This window comes from Bacillus sp. FSL K6-1012, assembly GCF_037964915.1.
GTDB lineage: Bacteria > Bacillota > Bacilli > Bacillales > Bacillaceae > Bacillus > Bacillus halotolerans.
In genome coordinates, this window is sequence record NZ_CP150175.1 from 489,703 (window position 1) to 508,408 (window position 18,706).

At 47.2% G+C, this 18,706-nt stretch carries 20 protein-coding genes; 15 read left to right on the plus strand and 5 right to left on the minus strand.

Annotated elements, in window-relative coordinates; genetic code table 11:
* The first annotated feature begins 93 nt into the window (after window positions 1–93).
* On the plus strand, window positions 94–408 hold the full coding sequence (locus tag NSS75_RS02550) for a metalloregulator ArsR/SmtB family transcription factor (RefSeq protein WP_103671931.1): 315 nt from the start codon (window positions 94–96) through the stop codon (window positions 406–408).
* Between the two features lies 1 nt (window position 409).
* Here NSS75_RS02550 and NSS75_RS02555 read toward each other — a convergent pair whose 3' ends face one another.
* A complete protein-coding gene (locus NSS75_RS02555) occupies window positions 410–1,849 on the minus strand; it encodes a PLP-dependent aminotransferase family protein (RefSeq protein ID WP_339235733.1) in 1,440 nt (479 codons plus the stop codon).
* A 105-nt stretch (window positions 1,850–1,954) separates the two neighbouring features.
* Here NSS75_RS02555 and gabT point away from each other — a divergent pair, with 105 nt between their 5' ends.
* From gabT to gdh, 4 genes are all read left to right on the plus strand, one after another.
* Window positions 1,955–3,268: a 4-aminobutyrate--2-oxoglutarate transaminase gene (gene gabT / locus NSS75_RS02560; RefSeq protein WP_339235736.1), complete on the plus strand. Its 1,314-nt coding sequence runs from the start codon at window positions 1,955–1,957 to the stop codon at window positions 3,266–3,268.
* A 70-nt stretch (window positions 3,269–3,338) separates the two neighbouring features.
* Entirely contained in the window at window positions 3,339–4,727 is a 1,389-nt protein-coding gene (gene gabD / locus NSS75_RS02565) for a succinate-semialdehyde dehydrogenase (RefSeq protein ID WP_024120227.1), read from the plus strand.
* Window positions 4,728–4,852: 125 nt separating this feature from the next.
* Window positions 4,853–5,716, plus strand: coding sequence for a glucose uptake protein GlcU (glcU, locus tag NSS75_RS02570; RefSeq protein ID WP_024120228.1), 864 nt, complete (start codon window positions 4,853–4,855; stop codon window positions 5,714–5,716).
* 18 nt (window positions 5,717–5,734) lie between these two features.
* On the plus strand, window positions 5,735–6,520 hold the full coding sequence (gene gdh, locus NSS75_RS02575) for a glucose 1-dehydrogenase (RefSeq protein WP_044161863.1): 786 nt from the start codon (window positions 5,735–5,737) through the stop codon (window positions 6,518–6,520).
* 43 nt (window positions 6,521–6,563) lie between these two features.
* Here the strand turns inward: gdh and NSS75_RS02580 are convergent, their stop codons facing one another.
* From NSS75_RS02580 to NSS75_RS02590, 3 genes are read right to left on the minus strand one after another with little or no spacing between them, the layout of a single operon-like run.
* A complete protein-coding gene (locus NSS75_RS02580; RefSeq protein ID WP_339235741.1) occupies window positions 6,564–7,184 on the minus strand; it encodes a DUF1775 domain-containing protein in 621 nt (206 codons plus the stop codon).
* Between the two features lie 13 nt (window positions 7,185–7,197).
* Window positions 7,198–8,823: a copper resistance CopC/CopD family protein gene (locus tag NSS75_RS02585; RefSeq protein WP_339235744.1), complete on the minus strand. Its 1,626-nt coding sequence runs from the start codon at window positions 8,821–8,823 to the stop codon at window positions 7,198–7,200.
* A gap of 34 nt (window positions 8,824–8,857) precedes the next feature.
* On the minus strand, window positions 8,858–9,430 hold the full coding sequence (locus tag NSS75_RS02590; protein ID WP_213418311.1) for a DeoR family transcriptional regulator: 573 nt from the start codon (window positions 9,428–9,430) through the stop codon (window positions 8,858–8,860).
* 162 nt (window positions 9,431–9,592) lie between these two features.
* On the opposite strand from NSS75_RS02590, the gene NSS75_RS02595 reads away from it, so the two are divergent.
* From NSS75_RS02595 to NSS75_RS02625, 7 genes are all read left to right on the plus strand, one after another.
* A complete protein-coding gene (locus NSS75_RS02595; protein WP_268497197.1) occupies window positions 9,593–9,946 on the plus strand; it encodes a hypothetical protein in 354 nt (117 codons plus the stop codon).
* A gap of 167 nt (window positions 9,947–10,113) precedes the next feature.
* Window positions 10,114–11,547 (plus strand): PTS mannitol transporter subunit IICB, encoded by a 1,434-nt coding sequence (locus tag NSS75_RS02600; protein WP_024120234.1) that lies wholly within the window; start codon window positions 10,114–10,116, stop codon window positions 11,545–11,547.
* Between the two features lie 24 nt (window positions 11,548–11,571).
* Complete coding sequence (locus NSS75_RS02605; RefSeq protein ID WP_059291950.1) at window positions 11,572–12,003, plus strand: PTS sugar transporter subunit IIA; 432 nt, start codon at window positions 11,572–11,574, stop codon at window positions 12,001–12,003.
* 1 nt (window position 12,004) lies between these two features.
* The gene (locus NSS75_RS02610) at window positions 12,005–13,126 is read left to right on the plus strand and encodes a mannitol-1-phosphate 5-dehydrogenase (protein ID WP_213418313.1); all 1,122 of its coding nucleotides are present in this window, start codon (window positions 12,005–12,007) and stop codon (window positions 13,124–13,126) included.
* 88 nt (window positions 13,127–13,214) lie between these two features.
* Window positions 13,215–14,279 (plus strand): tartrate dehydrogenase, encoded by a 1,065-nt coding sequence (locus tag NSS75_RS02615; RefSeq protein ID WP_339235751.1) that lies wholly within the window; start codon window positions 13,215–13,217, stop codon window positions 14,277–14,279.
* 124 nt (window positions 14,280–14,403) lie between these two features.
* The gene (gene lepB / locus NSS75_RS02620; RefSeq protein ID WP_339235754.1) at window positions 14,404–14,964 is read left to right on the plus strand and encodes a signal peptidase I; all 561 of its coding nucleotides are present in this window, start codon (window positions 14,404–14,406) and stop codon (window positions 14,962–14,964) included.
* A 56-nt stretch (window positions 14,965–15,020) separates the two neighbouring features.
* Complete coding sequence (locus NSS75_RS02625; protein ID WP_339235757.1) at window positions 15,021–15,413, plus strand: 3-hydroxyacyl-ACP dehydratase FabZ family protein; 393 nt, start codon at window positions 15,021–15,023, stop codon at window positions 15,411–15,413.
* A 35-nt stretch (window positions 15,414–15,448) separates the two neighbouring features.
* On the opposite strand, the gene NSS75_RS02630 is transcribed toward NSS75_RS02625, so the two are convergent.
* Window positions 15,449–15,613 (minus strand): hypothetical protein, encoded by a 165-nt coding sequence (locus NSS75_RS02630; protein ID WP_024120240.1) that lies wholly within the window; start codon window positions 15,611–15,613, stop codon window positions 15,449–15,451.
* Between the two features lie 131 nt (window positions 15,614–15,744).
* On the opposite strand from NSS75_RS02630, the gene NSS75_RS02635 reads away from it, so the two are divergent.
* From NSS75_RS02635 to NSS75_RS02645, 3 genes are all read left to right on the plus strand, one after another.
* Window positions 15,745–16,494 (plus strand): Cof-type HAD-IIB family hydrolase, encoded by a 750-nt coding sequence (locus tag NSS75_RS02635; RefSeq protein WP_024120241.1) that lies wholly within the window; start codon window positions 15,745–15,747, stop codon window positions 16,492–16,494.
* 206 nt (window positions 16,495–16,700) lie between these two features.
* Window positions 16,701–17,468, plus strand: a complete 768-nt coding sequence (gene pxpA, locus NSS75_RS02640; RefSeq protein WP_322012379.1) for a 5-oxoprolinase subunit PpxA — start codon at window positions 16,701–16,703, stop codon at window positions 17,466–17,468.
* An 18-nt stretch (window positions 17,469–17,486) separates the two neighbouring features.
* Complete coding sequence (locus NSS75_RS02645; protein ID WP_103671939.1) at window positions 17,487–18,701, plus strand: NRAMP family divalent metal transporter; 1,215 nt, start codon at window positions 17,487–17,489, stop codon at window positions 18,699–18,701.
* Window positions 18,702–18,706: the final 5 nt, after the last annotated feature.

Consider the following 18,706-nt stretch of genomic DNA (forward strand, 5'->3'; position numbering starts at 1 on the left):
GAACTAAATGTACCATGTAATCAAAATCAGGTAAAGGAAAAACCCTCAAATAGTAAAATTGTCATTCTAATTGTTGTGTGATACATTTGTGTCATGAACATTCCAAACCATCCAGAAACAGAAACATTGCAGCTGACAAAGGTTCTTCACGCACTGAGTGATCCGCTTCGTTTAGAGCTGGTGAAGCAATTGGCCGAAGCAAAAGAGAAAACGTGCGGCACCTGTGCTGATGTACAGGTTGCAAAGTCGACCTTGTCCCACCATTTTAAAGTATTAAGAGAATCGGGCATCGCTCAAGTACGCATAGAAGGAAAGCGCCGTTATTATTCGCTTCGCACAGAAGATCTTGAAAGGGCATTTCCGGGCCTGCTTGAAGCAGTGCTGAACGTGGACCAGGAGCGCTGGTAAATCAATCCCCTGAACCGGGGATTTTTTTATGTCCATTAACAGCGCGGCGAAGTCTTTGCACACCTTCCTGAATGTCCTCTTCCCCCAGCCGTGCAAAGCCGATAATAAGCGCGGGCTTGTCCGGCTGCGGACGGCTTTCTTTTAAGCGAAACCGGCTCATCCCGAAGATTTCAAGCTGCTGGGCGGCGGCATGCGCGAGTATCTCTTGTTCCGTGCGGCAGGTATAAAATTCGGTGACGAAATGCAGTCCCGCATTTGCCCCTTTTACCGTAATCCCCCCTCCAAACTCTGATTCTAATGCACTGATGAGGCGTTCTCTCTTTTCTTTATAATGCTGCTTCATTTTTTTAATATGCTTCTGATATTCTCCGGACTCGATAAATTCCTGCAGGGCGAGCTGTGTGAGCGACGAGCAGGTCTGCAGGTCATAGCCCCGCTTTTTGTATACCCGTAACAGCTTCGGCGGCAGAACCATGTAGCTGATCCGCAATCCGGGGAGAAGTGATTTTGAAAAGGTGCCCATATAGATGACGTTTTGAAAGCGGTCGAGGCTTTGGAGCGCCGGGATACTGTCTACATCATATTTAAATTCGCTGTCATAATCATCCTCAATAATATAGCGGCTCGGCTGCTCCGCTGCCCAGTTCAGCAGCTGAATTCTCCGGGATACAGGCATAATTGTTCCGGCCGGGAATTGGTGTGAAGGGGTAGTGATTAATACATCAGGCTTCTGTCTGATGATTTCAGAAATGGAGATCCCTTTTTCATCAAGCATAATCGTCTTCACCTGTTTTCCGGCATGTTGCAAAAGCTGGTACATTCGCCTGTAGCCAGGCTCCTCCATCGCATACACCGCATCTTGGGGCAAAAGCTCAGTCAGCAGCTGCATCAGCACCTGAGTGCCCGCCCCGATGACGATTTGTTCCGGCCGGCATTTCACGCCCCGCGTCAGAGAGATAAGCCTTGTAATGGCGGCTCTTACCTCATATATGCCTTGCGGATGAGACATGTCGCCGAGCGTGCGGTATGAGCGGGCAGCCGCTTTTTGCTCACAGCGAAACCAGCTTTTCATTGGAAAATGATCTGTATCGGCACTCATATGTGAAAAAGATATCCAATCGCTTTGATCGATATGAACCTCTTTCAGATCATCCGGCAGTGAAGATGAGGGCTGTTCCTCAGAGGGAAATGTGTCCAGCTGTTCGACGAAAAAACCCTTTCTTTCTTCAGCGTACAAATACCCTTCGGCGAGCAGCTGCTGATAGGCTGAATTCACAGAGTTTACGCTGACCTTCAGCTTTTCAGCCAGCTCTCGTTTGGAGGGAACCTTCGAGTGGGGCAGCAGATTATGGCTGAGGATTTCGTTTTTCAGCTTTTGATAAATCTGCTGATAGATATAATCCGCTTTTTCTGAGCGATCGAGAGTGATTGTGATGTCCATTGCGGTGTCTCCTTCTGGTACCATCAAAAAGTTATAATTGGTACTTTTCATCATACCAAAAAGAAGTCAGAATGGTAAGAAAATAATGACAGTGGGGGAATTTACATGAGTCAAACAACGGCATCAACTTTCACTACAGCAGAGTGGCAGCAAAAACGGGACCAATTTGTCTCAAAAGGTGTGAGCAACGGAAACCGCAGCCTGGCGGTAAAAGGAGAGGGAGCAGAGCTGTATGATTTGGACGGCCGGAAATTTATTGATTTTGCGGGCGCTATTGGAACTTTAAACGTCGGACACTCGCATCCGAAGGTGGTAGAAGCTGTGAAGCGGCAGGCGGAGGAGCTGATCCATCCGGGCTTTAACGTCATGATGTATCCGTCTTATATTGAATTAGCTGAAAAGCTTTGCGGCATTGCGCCTGGCACTCATGAGAAAAAAGCGATTTTCCTCAATTCCGGAGCGGAAGCGGTGGAAAACGCTGTGAAAATCGCCAGAAAGTATACCAAGCGCCAAGGCGTTGTCTCGTTTACACGCGGGTTCCACGGACGCACGAATATGACAATGAGCATGACAAGCAAGGTAAAGCCGTACAAATTCGGTTTCGGCCCATTTGCATCAGAGGTATACCAGGCGCCGTTTCCGTATTATTATCAGAAGCCTGCCGGACTGAGTGATGATGCATATGACGATATGGTCATTCAAGCGTTCAATGACTTCTTTATCGCAGCAGTTGCTCCTGAAACGGTAGCGTGTGTTGTGATGGAGCCGGTGCAGGGAGAAGGCGGATTCATTATTCCTTCTAAACGGTTTGTGCAGCACGTCGCTTCCTTCTGTAAAGAACACGGCATCGTCTTTGTAGCCGATGAAATTCAAACCGGATTTGCCAGAACGGGCACTTATTTCGCGATCGAGCACTTTGATGTCGTGCCAGACCTGATCACGGTTTCGAAATCTCTTGCGGCTGGGCTGCCGTTAAGCGGTGTGATCGGACGCGCGGAAATGCTTGATGCGGCGGCGCCCGGAGAGCTCGGCGGCACGTATGCGGGAAGTCCCCTTGGGTGCGCGGCGGCATTGGCTGTTTTGGACATTATTGAAGAAGAAGGCCTGAATGAACGTTCTGAGGAAATCGGCAGGATCATTGAAGAAAAAGCGCTTGAATGGCAAACAGAATACCCGTTTATCGGTGACATCCGCAGACTTGGGGCGATGGCAGCCATCGAGATCGTGAAAGATCCTGAAACACGTGAACCTGATAAAGAAAAAGCGGCAGCCATCGCAGCGTACGCGAATCAAAACGGATTGCTGCTGCTGACAGCCGGAATCAACGGCAATATCATCCGCTTCCTGACGCCGCTGGTTATTTCAGATGACCTTCTGAATGAAGGGCTCCACATTGTGGAAGCAGGTCTGCGAGCTTAATCATTGGAAAGACCGCACACGGGTCTGCTATCATTTTAAGTAAATCCAAGAATAGAAAGGAATGTTCAATATGCCAGATCAATTAACGGTCTACAACCCGGCTACAGGCGAGGCGATCAAAACGATTCCTCAGCAATCAGCCAAAGAAGTAGAAGAAGCCATTGAACGTTCATATCAAGCGTTTAAATCATGGTCTAAAACATCAGCGAACGAAAGAGCGTCTCTTTTGAAAAAGTGGTATGAGCTAATCGTTGAACATAAAGAAGAACTTGCAGATTTAATTACGAAGGAAAACGGAAAACCGTACCAGGAAGCTGTCGGAGAGGTGCTGTACGGCGCCGGTTATATCGAATGGTTCGCAGAGGAAGCGAAGCGTGTATACGGAAGAACCGTTCCGGCTCCGACAACCGGAAAACGAATTGTCGTGACGCGCCAGGCAGTCGGCCCAGTTGCCGCGATTACGCCTTGGAATTTCCCAAATGCGATGATTACACGTAAAGCGGCGCCTGCTCTTGCTGCCGGCTGTACGTTTATTATCAAGCCGGCGCCTGATACACCGCTGTCAGCCTATGAACTTGCACGCCTCGCATACGAAGCAGGTATTCCAAAAGACGTGCTTCAGGTTGTCATCGGTGATGGCGAGGAGATCGGAAACGTTTTTACAAGCAGTCCGAAAATCCGCAAAATCACCTTTACAGGATCAACACCTGTAGGGAAAATCCTGATGAAAAACAGCGCCGATACTGTGAAACACGTATCCATGGAGCTCGGCGGACATGCCCCGCTGATTGTGGATGAAGATGCAAACATTGATCTTGCTGTTGAACAGGCAATGGTGTCTAAATACCGAAACGCGGGTCAGACTTGCGTATGCGCCAACCGGCTCATCGTCCATGAATCCATCAAAGATGAATTTGCTGCGAAACTGAGCGAGCAAGTATCGAAGCTGAAGGTAGGAAACGGACTTGAGGAAGGTGTAAACGTCGGTCCGATTATCAACAAAAGGGGCTTTGAAAAAATCGTCAGCCAAATTGATGATGCGGTTGAAAAAGGAGCGAAGGTTGTCGCTGGGGGCACTTATGAACGAAACGATGATAAAGGCTGCTACTTTGTCAATCCGACAGTGCTCGCTGATGTCGATACGTCCATGAATATCATGCACGAGGAAACATTCGGCCCTGTTGCGCCAATCGTCACTTTTACAGATATTGATGAAGCAATTGAGCTTGCCAACGATACACCGTACGGCTTGGCTGCTTACTTCTTCACAGAAAATTACCGCCGCGGCATTTATATTTCCGAGAACCTTGAGTACGGAATTATCGGCTGGAATGACGGAGGACCGTCCGCGGTTCAAGCTCCTTTCGGCGGAATGAAAGAAAGCGGAATCGGCCGTGAAGGCGGTTCAGAAGGTATCGAACCATACCTTGAAACAAAATATATGTCCATCGGTTTATAAACGAAACGATATGCTCCTGAAGAGCTGCCGGAAGATCCGGCAGCTCTTTTTTTGTTTCAGCGAATAAACACATCAATTCCAGCCAAAATAACAGCAAATACATTTTGAAAGAAGGTTCCCCAACAATGGATTTATTTTTGGCTCTTCTCCCGGCTTTGTTTTGGGGGAGCATTGTTCTCTTCAATGTTAAATTAGGCGGCGGGCCGTACAGCCAAACACTGGGAACGACGATCGGGGCGTTAATTGTTTCTATCGTTATTTATTTGTTTGTCCAACCCGTCTTGTCCATGCGCATTTTTATCGTTGGAATTATATCCGGCTTATTTTGGTCACTTGGGCAGAGCAACCAGCTCAAAAGCATTCAGTTAATGGGTGTGTCCAAAACGATGCCGATTTCCACAGGGATGCAGCTTGTTTCCACCTCACTGTTCGGCGTCATTGTTTTCCGAGAGTGGTCAACACCGATTTCGATTACACTTGGAGTCCTCGCTCTTATCTTTATTATTGTCGGTATCGTTCTTACGTCATTAGAAGATAAGAAAGACAAAAAAGATGGAGAGCCGAGCAACTTAAAAAAGGGTATTTTAATCCTTCTGGTCTCGACATTGGGTTATTTGATTTATGTCGTTGTCGCAAGATTATTTAATGTATCTGGATGGTCCGCCCTGTTGCCGCAGGCGATCGGGATGGTCATTGGAGGGGTCATTTTAACCTATAAGCACAAGCCCTTCAATAAGTATGCCATCCGAAATATTCTCCCGGGCTTAATCTGGGCAGGGGGAAATATGTTTTTGTTTATTTCTCAGCCGAAAGTCGGCGTTGCCACAAGCTTTTCTCTCTCTCAAATGGGAATTGTCATCTCGACGCTTGGCGGTATTTTCATCCTGCGTGAAAAGAAATCAAAACGCCAGCTGATTGCGATTGCGATCGGGATTGCACTGATTATTGCGGCTGCCGTATTTTTAGGGATCGCCAAAACGAATTCATAATAGTTAAGGAGGATGAATATGTATCCGGATTTAAAAGGAAAAGTCGTTGCTATTACAGGAGCTGCTTCAGGATTAGGAAAGGCAATGGCCATTCGCTTCGGCAAGGAGCAGGCGAAAGTGGTCATCAACTATTACAGTAATAAACAGGATCCAAACGAAGTAAAAGAAGAGGTCATCAAGGCGGGCGGTGAAGCCATTGTCGTCCAAGGAGACGTAACGAAAGAGGAAGATGTAAAAAACATCGTTCAAACAGCGATTAAAGAGTTCGGCACACTCGATATTATGATTAATAATGCCGGTCTTGAAAATCCCGTGCCGTCTCATGAAATGCCGCTCAAGGATTGGGAAAAAGTCATCAGCACGAACTTAACGGGCGCCTTTTTAGGAAGCCGTGAAGCGATTAAATATTTTGTTGAAAACGATATAAAAGGAAATGTCATTAATATGTCGAGCGTACATGAAGTGATTCCGTGGCCATTATTTGTTCACTATGCGGCAAGTAAAGGCGGAATCAAGCTGATGACGGAAACATTGGCGCTGGAATATGCGCCGAAAGGCATTCGTGTCAACAATATCGGGCCAGGCGCGATCAACACGCCAATCAATGCTGAAAAATTTGCTGATCCTAAGCAGAGAGCAGATGTAGAAAGCATGATTCCGATGGGATATATCGGTGAACCGGAGGAAATTGCGGCAGTGGCAGCATGGCTTGCTTCGAAGGAAGCCAGCTACGTCACAGGCATTACGTTATTCGCGGACGGCGGTATGACACAATACCCTTCCTTCCAGGCAGGACGCGGATAAATCAAAAAAAAGCGACCCAGAACTCATCTGGATCGCTTTTTGTTTAGTCGCGCTTTTTCTTTACTAGAGCTGCAACAGATAAAATAATGGCTGCCGCAGACAGCACAATCGCTGTGATATCAAGAGCCGATGAACCTGAGTCTGCAGAAGCAGAATCATCTTTCGTTTGAGTGGCGCCATGCTCATCTGTTACTTCTTTTGCTGCGGTGATTTTTGTAATGGTATGAGGCGTATCCGCATCTTCATCGCCTGTCCATTCAACTATGCTGCCGTCTTTGTAATATTGATAGGCATCCCAAGCGGCTTCCTCCGCTTTATCAGGGTTTTTGGCAACAAAGGTAAATCGCTGGAACTGGCCTTCCTGAATGCCTCCGTCAGTGGCTTCCCACGTTACGGACACTGATTTGTCGTCGTGTTTGGCAGTAGACACCTTCCAGCCCGGAACCGGTTCGTATTGCTGGAACTCAACATTCTTTGGCATTTTTAAAACAACCTTTGTTGTCGGCTGATTTTTTTCGGAAGGAACCTTCATTGTGTAGGTCTCCCATGAGCCTGCGGCGGATTCAGCCGGTTTTACAGACACGTGCGCGCTGGCAGGCGCCGTAAAGAATAAAAGAGAGCCGATAACAGCTGGGCATAGTGTGAATGCGATTTTTTTCAACAACTCAAACACTCCTTTAATTTGTCTTTGTAAACATGATATTGATTTCGTTAAAGTCGCCGGTCAGTCCGTGGACTTTGATCTTCCAGTTTCCCTTTTCATTAATGGACAGGTTTTCAGTCTGGAAGATGCCATCTGTTTTTTCCTTCAATTGAAACGTGCTTTTGTTTTTATTGCCTGACAGTCCCGTTTTATAAACGGTCAAGGTGATTTGCTGAATGTTTTTTACAGGGTCTCTGTTATGATCGGTAACCCTGAGTTCAAACACGTTTTTGCCGGGCTGGTTCGGGCTGATGCTGAGAGAAACATTTTGCCCGTTTTCAATCGCTTTCGTTTGATAAAACGGTTCGGGTGCAGGCTCAGGCGGACTTGGCAGACTTGTAAATACGGCAGCTGTGATCAGGACAGCGATGCCGATTGCCCATTCCGCTTTTAGCGTGCGGGTGATTTTGGACCCCTGCCGTTTTCTGGTGAGCAGAAAATGAATACCGCCCAGAATCAGCATCAAAACAAACAGTCCGCTTTTGACTAACAAGGCTTGGCCATACGCCGTATGGAACAGTGAATCCATTGACCGAATGATGAAAAATCCATTGAGCAAGCCCGAGAACAAAATGACACCGACTGCTGTGAGCGCCCATGGAGAGAACCGTTTCACCGTCTCCCAAGCAAGCGTTTTGTCCGGCTGTCTCCACTCCTGTGACAGCAGTAAAACGATGGCCGCTATTCCGCCGATCCAGATGGAGGCGGCCGATAAATGAAGGAAATCCATCAGGATACCGACTGTCTTTTCTTCAACAACAGCGGCATGTCCGGTAAACGCTTTGGCAAGCAGGAGACCGAAAAAGAAAATGAGCGGCGCCGTCCAATATGCGAAGGACGCAAAACGCTTTTTGCGTAACACTGGGATGGCAGACAGGACAAGGAGTACATACAGCACGGCCTGAATCATCCAAATTGTGCCTCCCGCGGTTTCAAACAGCGTCTCCTTCATGTACCCCGGCTGAAAGGCATTGCTCCAGCCGCCGCCTGCATTCGCTTTTGTCTGTATCGGAAGCTGAAGCAGGAGCGCCAGCCCCAGCACAGTGACTGAGATGACAAGCAAACGCTTCGTCCGTTTGGCGAGTTTTTTTCCGTCCCCTTTATACCAGAAGAGATGGAAGAAAACGGTCCCGATAAACAGAGAAAAGGCTGTATACAGAATGGCGCGGTCTGCTGCTGTTCCCGGATTCAGGGCTGAGCCTGATGTTTTCTGGCTGCTGAACCCTCCATCCGCTTTTCCGATGCTGAACGGGATGACGCCGGAAACAGGGTGCCCGTCTGCCGAAACGGCATTCCATTCCGCTCTGTACACGTCATGAGGCAGATTCTTTTTCAGCTTCACGGTCATGATGTGATTGTTGTCTTTTTTGATTTCTGTTTTGTCCGTATCCACCCGGTCGCCGTCTGAATTATAGACTTTAATGTAGTGAAAGCCCTCTTCAACCGGTTCATTAAATTCAATTTCCACCTGTGCGGGAGCGCTTTTTAATTCACTGTTTTCTCCGGGTGAAGATTTGACAATATAGGCGTGAGCAAAGCTTGTTTTCGGCAGGAAAATAAGAAAAAGCAGAAGTATGATCCACCATCTGTTTCGTTGCATTACTCAGACACCACCTTCCGCTAATTATATTGTGTTATTTCTTGGTGCAGGTGCAGCGCTTTTTTCTGTCTCTCAGCATGTCTTCCAGCGCTTGATCGAAGGTGCGGACGGCTCCGCCAAAGCCTTTTTGAAAACGTTCAGCATGGTCAAGAGTCGCAAACGGTATGGCCTGCGGCTGGCAGCAGTGCAGATTTAATTCAGCGTTTACAACAAAATAAGCCGAAGCGGCACTGACCGTAGTTTGTAACAGAAAGTCTTTGCAAATCAAATGAGAAACCTCTTCCGTTTTATCTGCATACCGCAAAAACGCGCAATGTGCGCAGCACAGCTGTTCAATGTCTTGTGTCGCCGTGATCAGCTGGACCGAATAAGCCTGATTGGCCGGCTTTAGGCAATAGCTGCACATGTGATCAGCCTGAGGCGCACGGACTGGGAGCGTGATGCCGCCGGCCGTTTTTATCACCTGGTTTGATTGGACAAGCTGATTCACATCTCTGTATACTGTCATTTCTGACACACCGAACCGCTGACTGATATCAGAAATTCTGAGCGCGCCTTCTTTTTTCAGCCACTCAAGTATGTGCTGCTGTCTATTAATCGGAAGCATTCATACATCCCCTTCAATAAGATCTTCTTAAGCGTAGAGGATTTCAAAGACCGAGACAAGTATGCTGATGATAAAAAATGTGAAAATGTGTTGAACAGTAACAAAACGAAACAGAATGGTCTCTGGTATAATGGACATATGAATGGAGAGTGAAAATACCATATGAAAGAAACAGTATGCCCGAACTGCGGCAAACCTTTGACAGGCGACATGGTCAGATCGTCAAATGTCCCGTGCCAATTTCGCTGCGGTCACTGCCGGGAACGGCTTTACGAATATAAAGTATCAGCTCCGATTATGATTGTGTCTTTGGCACTCATCGTGCTGCTTATTTATCTTTTGATGCTCCTTCGCAATGCGGCAGGCTCAATGATTCCGGCCGTTCAGCATGTGCCGATGGCAGTTTTTGCGCTTGTGTGCGCCTATCCTGTATTTATTGTGAGTGAACGGATGATCGCGAAGTATGTGATTCAAAACGGCAAGATTATTTATAGAGGAAAGAGAAAAGGCTTCTAAAACAGGAGCCTTTTTATTTTTAAAAAATTGTCACACCCATGTGCCAAAGTCCTCTTTACTTTCAATTGTGCACACACTGTAAGCGTTTTAATATAGAGTCAAAGGGAAGCATTATTCTCTGACATTATCATTCTTTTAGCGACAAACAAAACAGGGAGGGTTTATATATGCAGCAAGAACAGCAGCAAGGCGGCATGAAAGTGAAAGTTCAGCGCTTTGGCAGTTATTTGAGCGGAATGATCATGCCGAATATCGGCGCGTTTATCGCGTGGGGCATCATTACTGCTTTGTTTATTCCGGCGGGATGGTTTCCGAATGAGCAGCTGAATACGCTGGTCAGCCCGATGATTACGTATTTACTGCCGCTTTTGATAGCGTATACAGGCGGAAAAATGATTTACGACCACCGCGGCGGAGTCGTCGGTGCGACGGCGGCAATCGGGGTAATTGTCGGGTCGGATATTCCGATGTTTCTAGGCGCGATGATAATGGGGCCGCTGGGCGGATATCTCATTAAGCAAACTGATAAATTATTCAAGGACAAAGTAAAACAAGGCTTTGAGATGCTGATTAACAACTTTACGGCAGGAATTGTCGGCGCGGCTTTAACGATTCTCGCGTTTTATGCGATCGGCCCAGTCGTTCTGACGTTAAATAAATTACTGGCAGCCGGTGTAGAGGTCATTGTACACGCTAACTTACTGCCTGTTGCAAGCGTTTTCGTGGAACCGGCGAAGGTCTTGTTCCTAAATAACGCGATCAACCACGGTATCTTAAGCCCGATTGGAATCGAGCAGGCAGCCAATACCGGAAAGTCAATTCTGTTTTTAGTAGAAGCAAACCCTGGACCGGGGCTCGGCATTTTGCTCGCGTATATGTTCTTTGGAAAAGGATCTTCAAAATCAACGGCTCCTGGAGCGGCAATCATTCATTTCTTCGGGGGGATTCACGAAATTTACTTCCCGTACATTTTAATGAAGCCGGCATTGATTCTGGCAGCGATTGCAGGCGGAGCAAGCGGACTCCTAACGTTCTCTATCTTTAACGCCGGTCTAGTTGCAGCATCGTCACCAGGCAGCATTATCGCATTGATGGCCATGACGCCAAGAGGCGGATACTTCGGCGTGCTGGCAGGCGTATTGGTCGCTGCAGCCGTTTCGTTTATCGTGTCAGCTGTGATCCTGAAGTCTTCGAAAGCAAGCGAAGAAGATCTCGCAGCGGCAACAGAAAAAATGCAGTCCATGAAGGGGAAGAAAAGCCAAGCTGCCGCTGCTTTAGAGGCAGAACAAGCAAAAGCTGAGGAAGCGTCTGAGCTGTCTCCTGAAAGCGTCAATAAAATTATTTTCGCATGTGACGCCGGAATGGGCTCAAGCGCGATGGGGGCCTCGATTTTAAGAAACAAAGTCAAAAAAGCAGACCTGGATATCAGTGTGACCAACACGGCGATTAACAATCTGCCGAGCGATGCGGATATTGTCATTACCCACAAAGACTTAACAGATCGAGCAAAGGCAAAGCTGCCAAATGCGACGCACATATCAGTGGAGAACTTCTTAAACAGTCCGAAATATGACGAGCTTATTGAAAAGCTAAAAAAGTAATCTCATAGAAAGAGAGTGATACTCATGCAAGTACTCGCAAAAGAAAACATCAAACTCAATCAAACGGTTGCAACAAAAGAAGAAGCGATCAGATTGGCGGGCCAAACGCTGATTGACAACGGCTACGTGACAGACGATTATATTGAAAAAATGTTTGAACGGGAAGAAACATCTTCTACCTTTATGGGGAATTTTATAGCCATCCCCCACGGCACAGAAGATGCCAAAAGCGAAGTGCTTCACTCAGGGATTTCAATCATTCAAATTCCTGGCGGAGTAGAGTATGGAGAAGGAAATACAGCCAAAGTCGTATTCGGCATTGCCGGAAAAAATAACGAGCATTTAGACATTTTGTCTAACATCGCCATCATCTGCTCAGAAGAAGAAAACATTGAACGCCTGATTTCTGCGAAAAGCGAAGAAGATTTGATCGCGATTTTTAACGAGGTGAACTAGCATGATTGCCTTACATTTCGGTGCGGGAAATATCGGGAGGGGCTTTATCGGTGCGCTGCTTCACCACTCCGGCTATGAAGTGGTGTTTGCGGATGTAAATGACACGATGGTCGGCCTCCTTAATGAAAAACGGGCATACACAGTTGAACTCGCAGAAGAAGGGCGTTCATCAGAGGTGATCGGCCCGGTCAGCGCCATCAACAGCGGCAGCCAGCCGGAGGAGCTGTATCGGCTGATCAATGAGGCGGCGCTCATCACGACGGCTGTCGGCCCGAATGTATTGAAGCTGATTGCCCCGTCTATCGCAGAAGGCTTAAGACGAAGAAGCTCTGCCGACACACTGAATATCATTGCCTGTGAAAATATGATTGGCGGAAGCAGTTTCTTAAAAAAAGAAGTATACAGCCACTTAACAGAGGCGGAGCAGGAGGCTGTCGGCAACACTGTCGGATTCCCGAATTCCGCGGTTGACCGGATCGTGCCGATTCAGCATCATGAAGATCCGCTCAAAGTGTCGGTTGAGCCGTTCTTTGAATGGGTCATCGACAAATCAGGCTTTATAGGGGAAACACCGGCAATAAAAGGGGCGCTGTTTGTTGATGATTTAACGCCGTACATCGAACGAAAGCTGTTTACCGTTAATACCGGCCATGCTGTAACGGCCTATGTCGGCTATCAGCGCGGATTAAAAACGATAAAAGAAGCGATCGATCATCCGGAAATCCGCCGTGTTGTTCACTCAGCGCTGCTTGAAACCGGTGATTATCTCATCAAAACGTATCATTTTAAGCAATCAGAACACGAGCAATATATTAAAAAAATCATTGGCCGCTTTGAAAATGAATTTATCACCGACGATGTAACCCGTGTGGCGAGATCGCCGCTCAGAAAGCTTGGAGAAAATGACAGGCTTGTATGTCCGGCGAAGAAAATCAAAGAGCCGAATGCGCTGGCTGAAGGCATTGCTGCGGCACTGCGATTCGACTTTGCCGGTGATCCGGAAGCGGTCGAGCTGCAAGCGCTGATCGCGGAAAAAGGATACAGCGGAGTGCTTCACGAGGTGTGCGGTATTCCGTCTCATGAACCGCTGCATGCCACCGTTTTAAAAAAACTGAATCAATAACCGGACCCGTGACTATACGTCACGGGCTTTTTTTACCATCTCGCAATCTAGTATAATAGAAAACGCTTACGATAACAGGGGGAGGAGAATGACGATGAAACAATTCGAGATTGCGGCAATACCGGGAGACGGAGTAGGAAAAGAAGTTGTAGCCGCTGCTGAGAAAGTGCTTCACACAGCAGCTGAGGTTCACGGAGGTTTGTCATTCTCATTTACGTCATTTCCATGGAGCTGTGACTATTATATGGAGCACGGCGAAATGATGCCTGAGAACGGGATACATACGCTCACTCAATTTGAAGCGGTTTTCTTGGGGGCGGTCGGAAATCCGAAACTGGTTCCAGACCATATTTCCCTATGGGGGCTGCTGCTGAAGATCCGGAGAGAGCTTGAGCTTTCCATTAATATGAGACCAGCCAAACAAATGGCCGGCATCACGTCGCCGCTGCGGCATCCGAACGATTTTGATCTAGTGGTGATTCGCGAGAACAGTGAAGGTGAATACAGTGAAGTCGGCGGACGCATTCACAGGGGTGACGAAGAAATCGCCATCCAGAATGCCGTGTTTACGAGAAAAGCGACAGAACGTGTCATGCGCTTTGCCTTCGAATTGGCGAAAAAACGGCGCGGTCATGTGACAAGTGCGACAAAATCCAACGGAATTTATCACGCGATGCCGTTTTGGGATGAAGTCTTTCAGCAGACTGCGGCTGATTACAGCGGAATCGAAACGTCATCCCAGCATATTGATGCGTTGGCCGCTTTTTTTGTGACGCGTCCGGAAACGTTTGATGTCATTGTGGCGAGCAACCTGTTCGGTGATATTTTAACCGACATCAGCTCGAGCCTGATGGGAAGCATTGGCATTGCGCCGTCTGCGAACATTAACCCGTCCGGCAAGTACCCATCCATGTTCGAACCGGTTCATGGCTCAGCTCCGGATATTGCCGGCAAAGGCCTTGCCAACCCAATCGGCCAGATTTGGACAGCGAAGCTGATGCTTGACCATTTTGGAGAGGAAGAACTGGGGGCAAAGATCCTCAATGTGATGGAACGAGTCACGGCTGACGGCATTAAAACACGCGACATTGGCGGACAAAGCACGACGGAAGAGGTCACTGACGAAATTTGTGTGCGTTTAAGAAACTTATAAACATGCAGGCCGGGACGAATGGTTGCCCCGGCCGTTTACAAAAATTTCAACAGATCACTAACCAAGAAGATCCAAATGCTGTATAATGACATGGAATTCTTAGGAAGGTATCAGGTGGAAGAAGTTGAACGCAAAAACGATCACATTAAAGAAAAAATCAAAAACCAAATGGATTGTACTCAGTACTGCATGTATTCTAGCTTTCATTTTCATGATCAGAATGGCGTTTTATATACCCTATCTGGTTGAAGGTTCATCAATGGCTCCGACGCTAAAAGACTCAGAACGAATGTTGGTTGACAAAGCAGCCAAATATACAGGCGGGTTTCATAGAGGCGACATCATCGTGATTCATTACGAAAAGAGCGGCCGTTCATTTATAAAACGGTTAATCGGTTTGCCAGGCGACTCAATTATCATGAAGGATGATCAGCTATACATAAACGGTAAGAAAGTCGACGAACCGTATCTAAAGGAACATAAACAAGAAATGCAAGCGTCAGGGGAAAATCTCACGAGTGATTTTGAAGCTGATGTTCCTGCCGGCAAATATTTTGTAATGGGAGATAACCGTCTCAATTCGGTGGACAGCAGAAATGGAATGGGAATGCCTTCTGATGAAGATATCATTGGTACGGAGTCTCTAGTCTTTTATCCGTTCAGTGAGATAAGAGTAGCAAAATGAATACATACGCAAAAAAGAGATAATGCTTGATGAAATGAAAGAAAGGGTGGAGAACGATGAAACCATATATGCTGCCTCACCGCTACCCATTTTTATTGATTGACGGCGTGACGGAAAGCGAGCCCGGCAAGCATGCAGTTGCTTATAAGCTGGTCAGTGAGAACGACTGGTTTATCACTGACACGCAAACAGAAATGCCGTTTTCACTTGTGATTGAAGCACTTGCGCAAACCGCGGCTTTTACAGGAATTACAGATGAAAACAGCTTGGGCTTATTGTCTTCCGTGAAGAAAGCGGAAAAGCTGGGCGCGGCCATACCCGGTGACCGGCTTGATCTTACGTTTGAAGTCACGCGCAACCGGCGCGGGTTTGTGTTTGGACATGCCAAGGCGTCAGTGGGCGGGCAGCCTGTTGCTGAAGCGGAAATCGGCATCTATATTGAAAAATGAAAAAAACCCTTCACTATGATTTGTGAGGGGTTCTATTATTTCGTATCGTAATCCCGTTCGCTTTGTGAGTCATCTCGTTGCTGCCGCTTCTGTTTTTCATCATTCATGTTTTCCTTCAGCTCTTCATTCGGTATCGGATCGGTCAAGTCATTATGTTCGGGGTTTTCATTAGGGCGGTTCTGCTGTTTTCTCTCTTTCATGTTTTATCACCTCACCATTTGTTTTCCTCTAATGTCTCCACTTGAAACATGTGAAATGGCTGTTTTGTTCCGCTGGGTATAATGTATTAGAATAGAACCAGAACAACTAAAAGATAAAGAGAGGTACATATATGTCTGTTCAAAGAGAAGATGTGAATATCAAGCTGATTGCTATTGATATGGACGGAACACTGCTGAATGACGAGCAGCTGATTTCAGACGAAAACCGCAACGCGATTCGTGAGGCGGAGGATAAAGGTGTTTACGTGGTCATCAGTACGGGCCGGACGCTGATGACGTGCCGGGAGCTGGCTGAGTCGCTGAAGCTGTCGTCTTTTTTAATCACGGCTAACGGAAGTGAAATCTGGGACTCGAATTTTAATTTAGTGGAACGCAAGCTGCTCCACACGGATCACATCAAAATGATGTGGGATTTGCGGAATAAGCACAACACTAATTTCTGGGCTTCAACTGTTAACAAAGTGTGGAGAGGCGAGTTCCCGGAAAACATCACTGATCATGAATGGCTTAAATTCGGATTTGACATAGAGGATGACGACATCCGAAACGAAGTGCTGGCGGAGCTCAGAAAAAATAAAGAGCTCGAAATCACAAACTCAAGCCCGACAAACATCGAGGTCAACGCGCTCGGCATCAACAAAGCCGCAGCCCTTGCGAAGGTTTCTGAAAAACTCGGCTTTACGATGGAAAATGTCATGGCGATGGGCGACAGCCTGAATGATATCGCGATGATCAAAGAAGCCGGGCTGGGCGTAGCGATGGGCAATGCCCAAGACGTCGTGAAGGAAACGGCTGATTGGATCACTGATACAAATATAGAAGATGGCGTCGCTAAAGCGATACGTCATTGGGTACTATAAGAAAAGAGTCCTGAGATAAGGACTCTTTTCTTTTTTTTATCAGGGAGATTTTCTTCTAGGACCATGGTAGGTTTTCTAACAAAGTTATTTCACAAACTGATATGATTGAATATAATGAAATAAAGTTCAAAAATTCGGAATAGTCGTTCCGAATTTCGGAACAATAAAATACATAAAGCAATCGTTTGCTTGGCAGGAGGGATTCTGTGTTTCAAGTTGATTTAAATTGTGATTTAGGGGAAAGCTTCGGAGCCTATACGATAGGTCTTGATCAAGATATTTTAGCGTTTGTTACTTCAGCGAATGTCGCATGCGGATTTCATGCAGGGGATCCAAGTGTCATGCGGAAAACAGTTGCCCTTGCTGCTGAAAAAGGCGTGAAAATCGGCGCTCACCCGGGACTCCCGGATTTGCTCGGCTTCGGCCGCCGAAATATAGCGATTTCTCCAGAGGAAGCATATGATCTTGTGGTTTATCAAATTGGCGCCTTGTCAGGGTTTTTAAAAGCGGAAGGACTTCACATGCAGCACGTCAAGCCGCACGGCGCTTTGTACAATATGGCCGCAGTCGATCAGAAGCTATCGGACGCCATTGCAAAAGCTGTCTACAAGGTCGATCCAGGACTGATTCTTTTCGGCCTTGCTGAGAGCGAGCTTGTAAAAGCGGGAGAACGGATCGGGCTTCAAACAGCAAGTGAAGTGTTCGCCGACAGAACATACCAAGCGGACGGGACGCTCACGCCGCGCTCCCAGCCGGACGCACTCATTGAAAGCGATGATGCCGCCGTCACTCAGGTGATCAAAATGGTGAAAGAAGGGACGGTCAAATCTCAGCAAGGACATGATGTGTCATTAAAAGCAGATACAGTTTGCATTCATGGAGATGGAGCCCACGCGCTGACATTTGCGCAAAAAATCAGAAAAGAGCTCAAAGCGGCCGGAATTGAAGTGACTGCTATTTCAGCGCAGAAGTAATCAGAAGGAGGAAAATAGATGGAGCAGCAGAAAAAAACAGCAGGAAAAAAAACGGGCAGCTGGTCATTGCTGATGGGGGCCGCCTTCTTAATGGCGACATCAGCAATCGGCCCGGGATTCCTGACACAAACCGCAACATTCACAAACACACTCGCAGCAAGCTTCGGTTTTGTTATTTTAATTTCTATTATTTTGGATATCTTCGCTCAAACCAACGTATGGCGCATCATTGCGGTCTCAGGAAAAAGGGGCCAGGAGATTGCGAATATGGTGCTTCCCGGACTGGGATATGTCATCGCAATTCTCGTCGTGCTTGGCGGACTTGCCTTTAATATCGGGAATATCGGAGGGGCTGGGCTCGGACTTCAAGTCTTGTTCGGCATTACACCAGAAACAGGCGCCTTAATCAGCGCCGTCATCGCAATTCTGATTTTTGTCATCAAGGAAGCAGGAAAAGCGATGGACCGTTTTACGCAAATCGCGGGTTTTGTCATGATTATTTTAACTGTCTTTGTTGCGGTCACCACAGCGCCGCCGGTCGGACAGGCTGTGGCTAACACGTTTGTCCCTGAACATATCAGTATATTTGCAATTGTCACATTAGTCGGCGGAACCGTCGGGGGATATATCACATTTGCCGGCGGACATCGTTTGCTTGATGCAGGGATTAAAGGCAAGGAATCCATCCCCCAGGTGACAAAAAGCTCAGTTATCGGCATTTTAATTACATCCATCATGCGGATCGCCCTTTTCTTAGCTGTGCTCGGCGTTGTTTCAAAAGGCCTGCACATTGACGAAAGCAACCCGGCGGCCTCTGTGTTCCAGCTGGCAGCGGGAAATGTCGGTTATAAAATTTTCGGATTGATCATGTGGTCAGCGGCCATTACGTCTGTTATCGGAGCCGCTTATACATCTGTTTCGTTTTTTAAAACCTTTTCTCCAAAAATTGAAAAGAATTCACGCGGCATTATTATCGGATTTATTGTCGTTTCTACATTAGCCTTCGTCACCATCGGACAGCCGGCAAAAATTCTCGTGCTTGTCGGATCTCTGAACGGTTTGATTCTGCCGATTGCGCTTGGAACGCTGCTTATTGCCGCATATAAGAAAAACATTGTCGGTGATTATAAGCATCCGCTTTGGCTGACAGGCTCAGGTGCGCTGGTTGTCATCGTCATGGCGATTATGGGCGTCTACACGTTATTTACACAACTTCCTCAATTGTGGAGCTGATAAGA

Coding starts and splice junctions, on each gene's coding strand:
- NSS75_RS02550 (WP_103671931.1), top strand. CDS start 94: ATGAACATTCCAAACCATCCAGAAACAGAAACATTGCAGCTGACAAAG.
- NSS75_RS02555 (WP_339235733.1), bottom strand. CDS start 1,849: ATGGACATCACAATCACTCTCGATCGCTCAGAAAAAGCGGATTATATC.
- gabT (WP_339235736.1), top strand. CDS start 1,955: ATGAGTCAAACAACGGCATCAACTTTCACTACAGCAGAGTGGCAGCAA.
- gabD (WP_024120227.1), top strand. CDS start 3,339: ATGCCAGATCAATTAACGGTCTACAACCCGGCTACAGGCGAGGCGATC.
- glcU (WP_024120228.1), top strand. CDS start 4,853: ATGGATTTATTTTTGGCTCTTCTCCCGGCTTTGTTTTGGGGGAGCATT.
- gdh (WP_044161863.1), top strand. CDS start 5,735: ATGTATCCGGATTTAAAAGGAAAAGTCGTTGCTATTACAGGAGCTGCT.
- NSS75_RS02585 (WP_339235744.1), bottom strand. CDS start 8,823: ATGCAACGAAACAGATGGTGGATCATACTTCTGCTTTTTCTTATTTTC.
- NSS75_RS02590 (WP_213418311.1), bottom strand. CDS start 9,430: ATGCTTCCGATTAATAGACAGCAGCACATACTTGAGTGGCTGAAAAAA.
- NSS75_RS02595 (WP_268497197.1), top strand. CDS start 9,593: ATGAAAGAAACAGTATGCCCGAACTGCGGCAAACCTTTGACAGGCGAC.
- NSS75_RS02600 (WP_024120234.1), top strand. CDS start 10,114: ATGCAGCAAGAACAGCAGCAAGGCGGCATGAAAGTGAAAGTTCAGCGC.
- NSS75_RS02605 (WP_059291950.1), top strand. CDS start 11,572: ATGCAAGTACTCGCAAAAGAAAACATCAAACTCAATCAAACGGTTGCA.
- NSS75_RS02610 (WP_213418313.1), top strand. CDS start 12,005: ATGATTGCCTTACATTTCGGTGCGGGAAATATCGGGAGGGGCTTTATC.
- NSS75_RS02615 (WP_339235751.1), top strand. CDS start 13,215: ATGACGATGAAACAATTCGAGATTGCGGCAATACCGGGAGACGGAGTA.
- NSS75_RS02625 (WP_339235757.1), top strand. CDS start 15,021: ATGAAACCATATATGCTGCCTCACCGCTACCCATTTTTATTGATTGAC.
- NSS75_RS02630 (WP_024120240.1), bottom strand. CDS start 15,613: ATGAAAGAGAGAAAACAGCAGAACCGCCCTAATGAAAACCCCGAACAT.
- NSS75_RS02635 (WP_024120241.1), top strand. CDS start 15,745: ATGTCTGTTCAAAGAGAAGATGTGAATATCAAGCTGATTGCTATTGAT.
- NSS75_RS02645 (WP_103671939.1), top strand. CDS start 17,487: ATGGAGCAGCAGAAAAAAACAGCAGGAAAAAAAACGGGCAGCTGGTCA.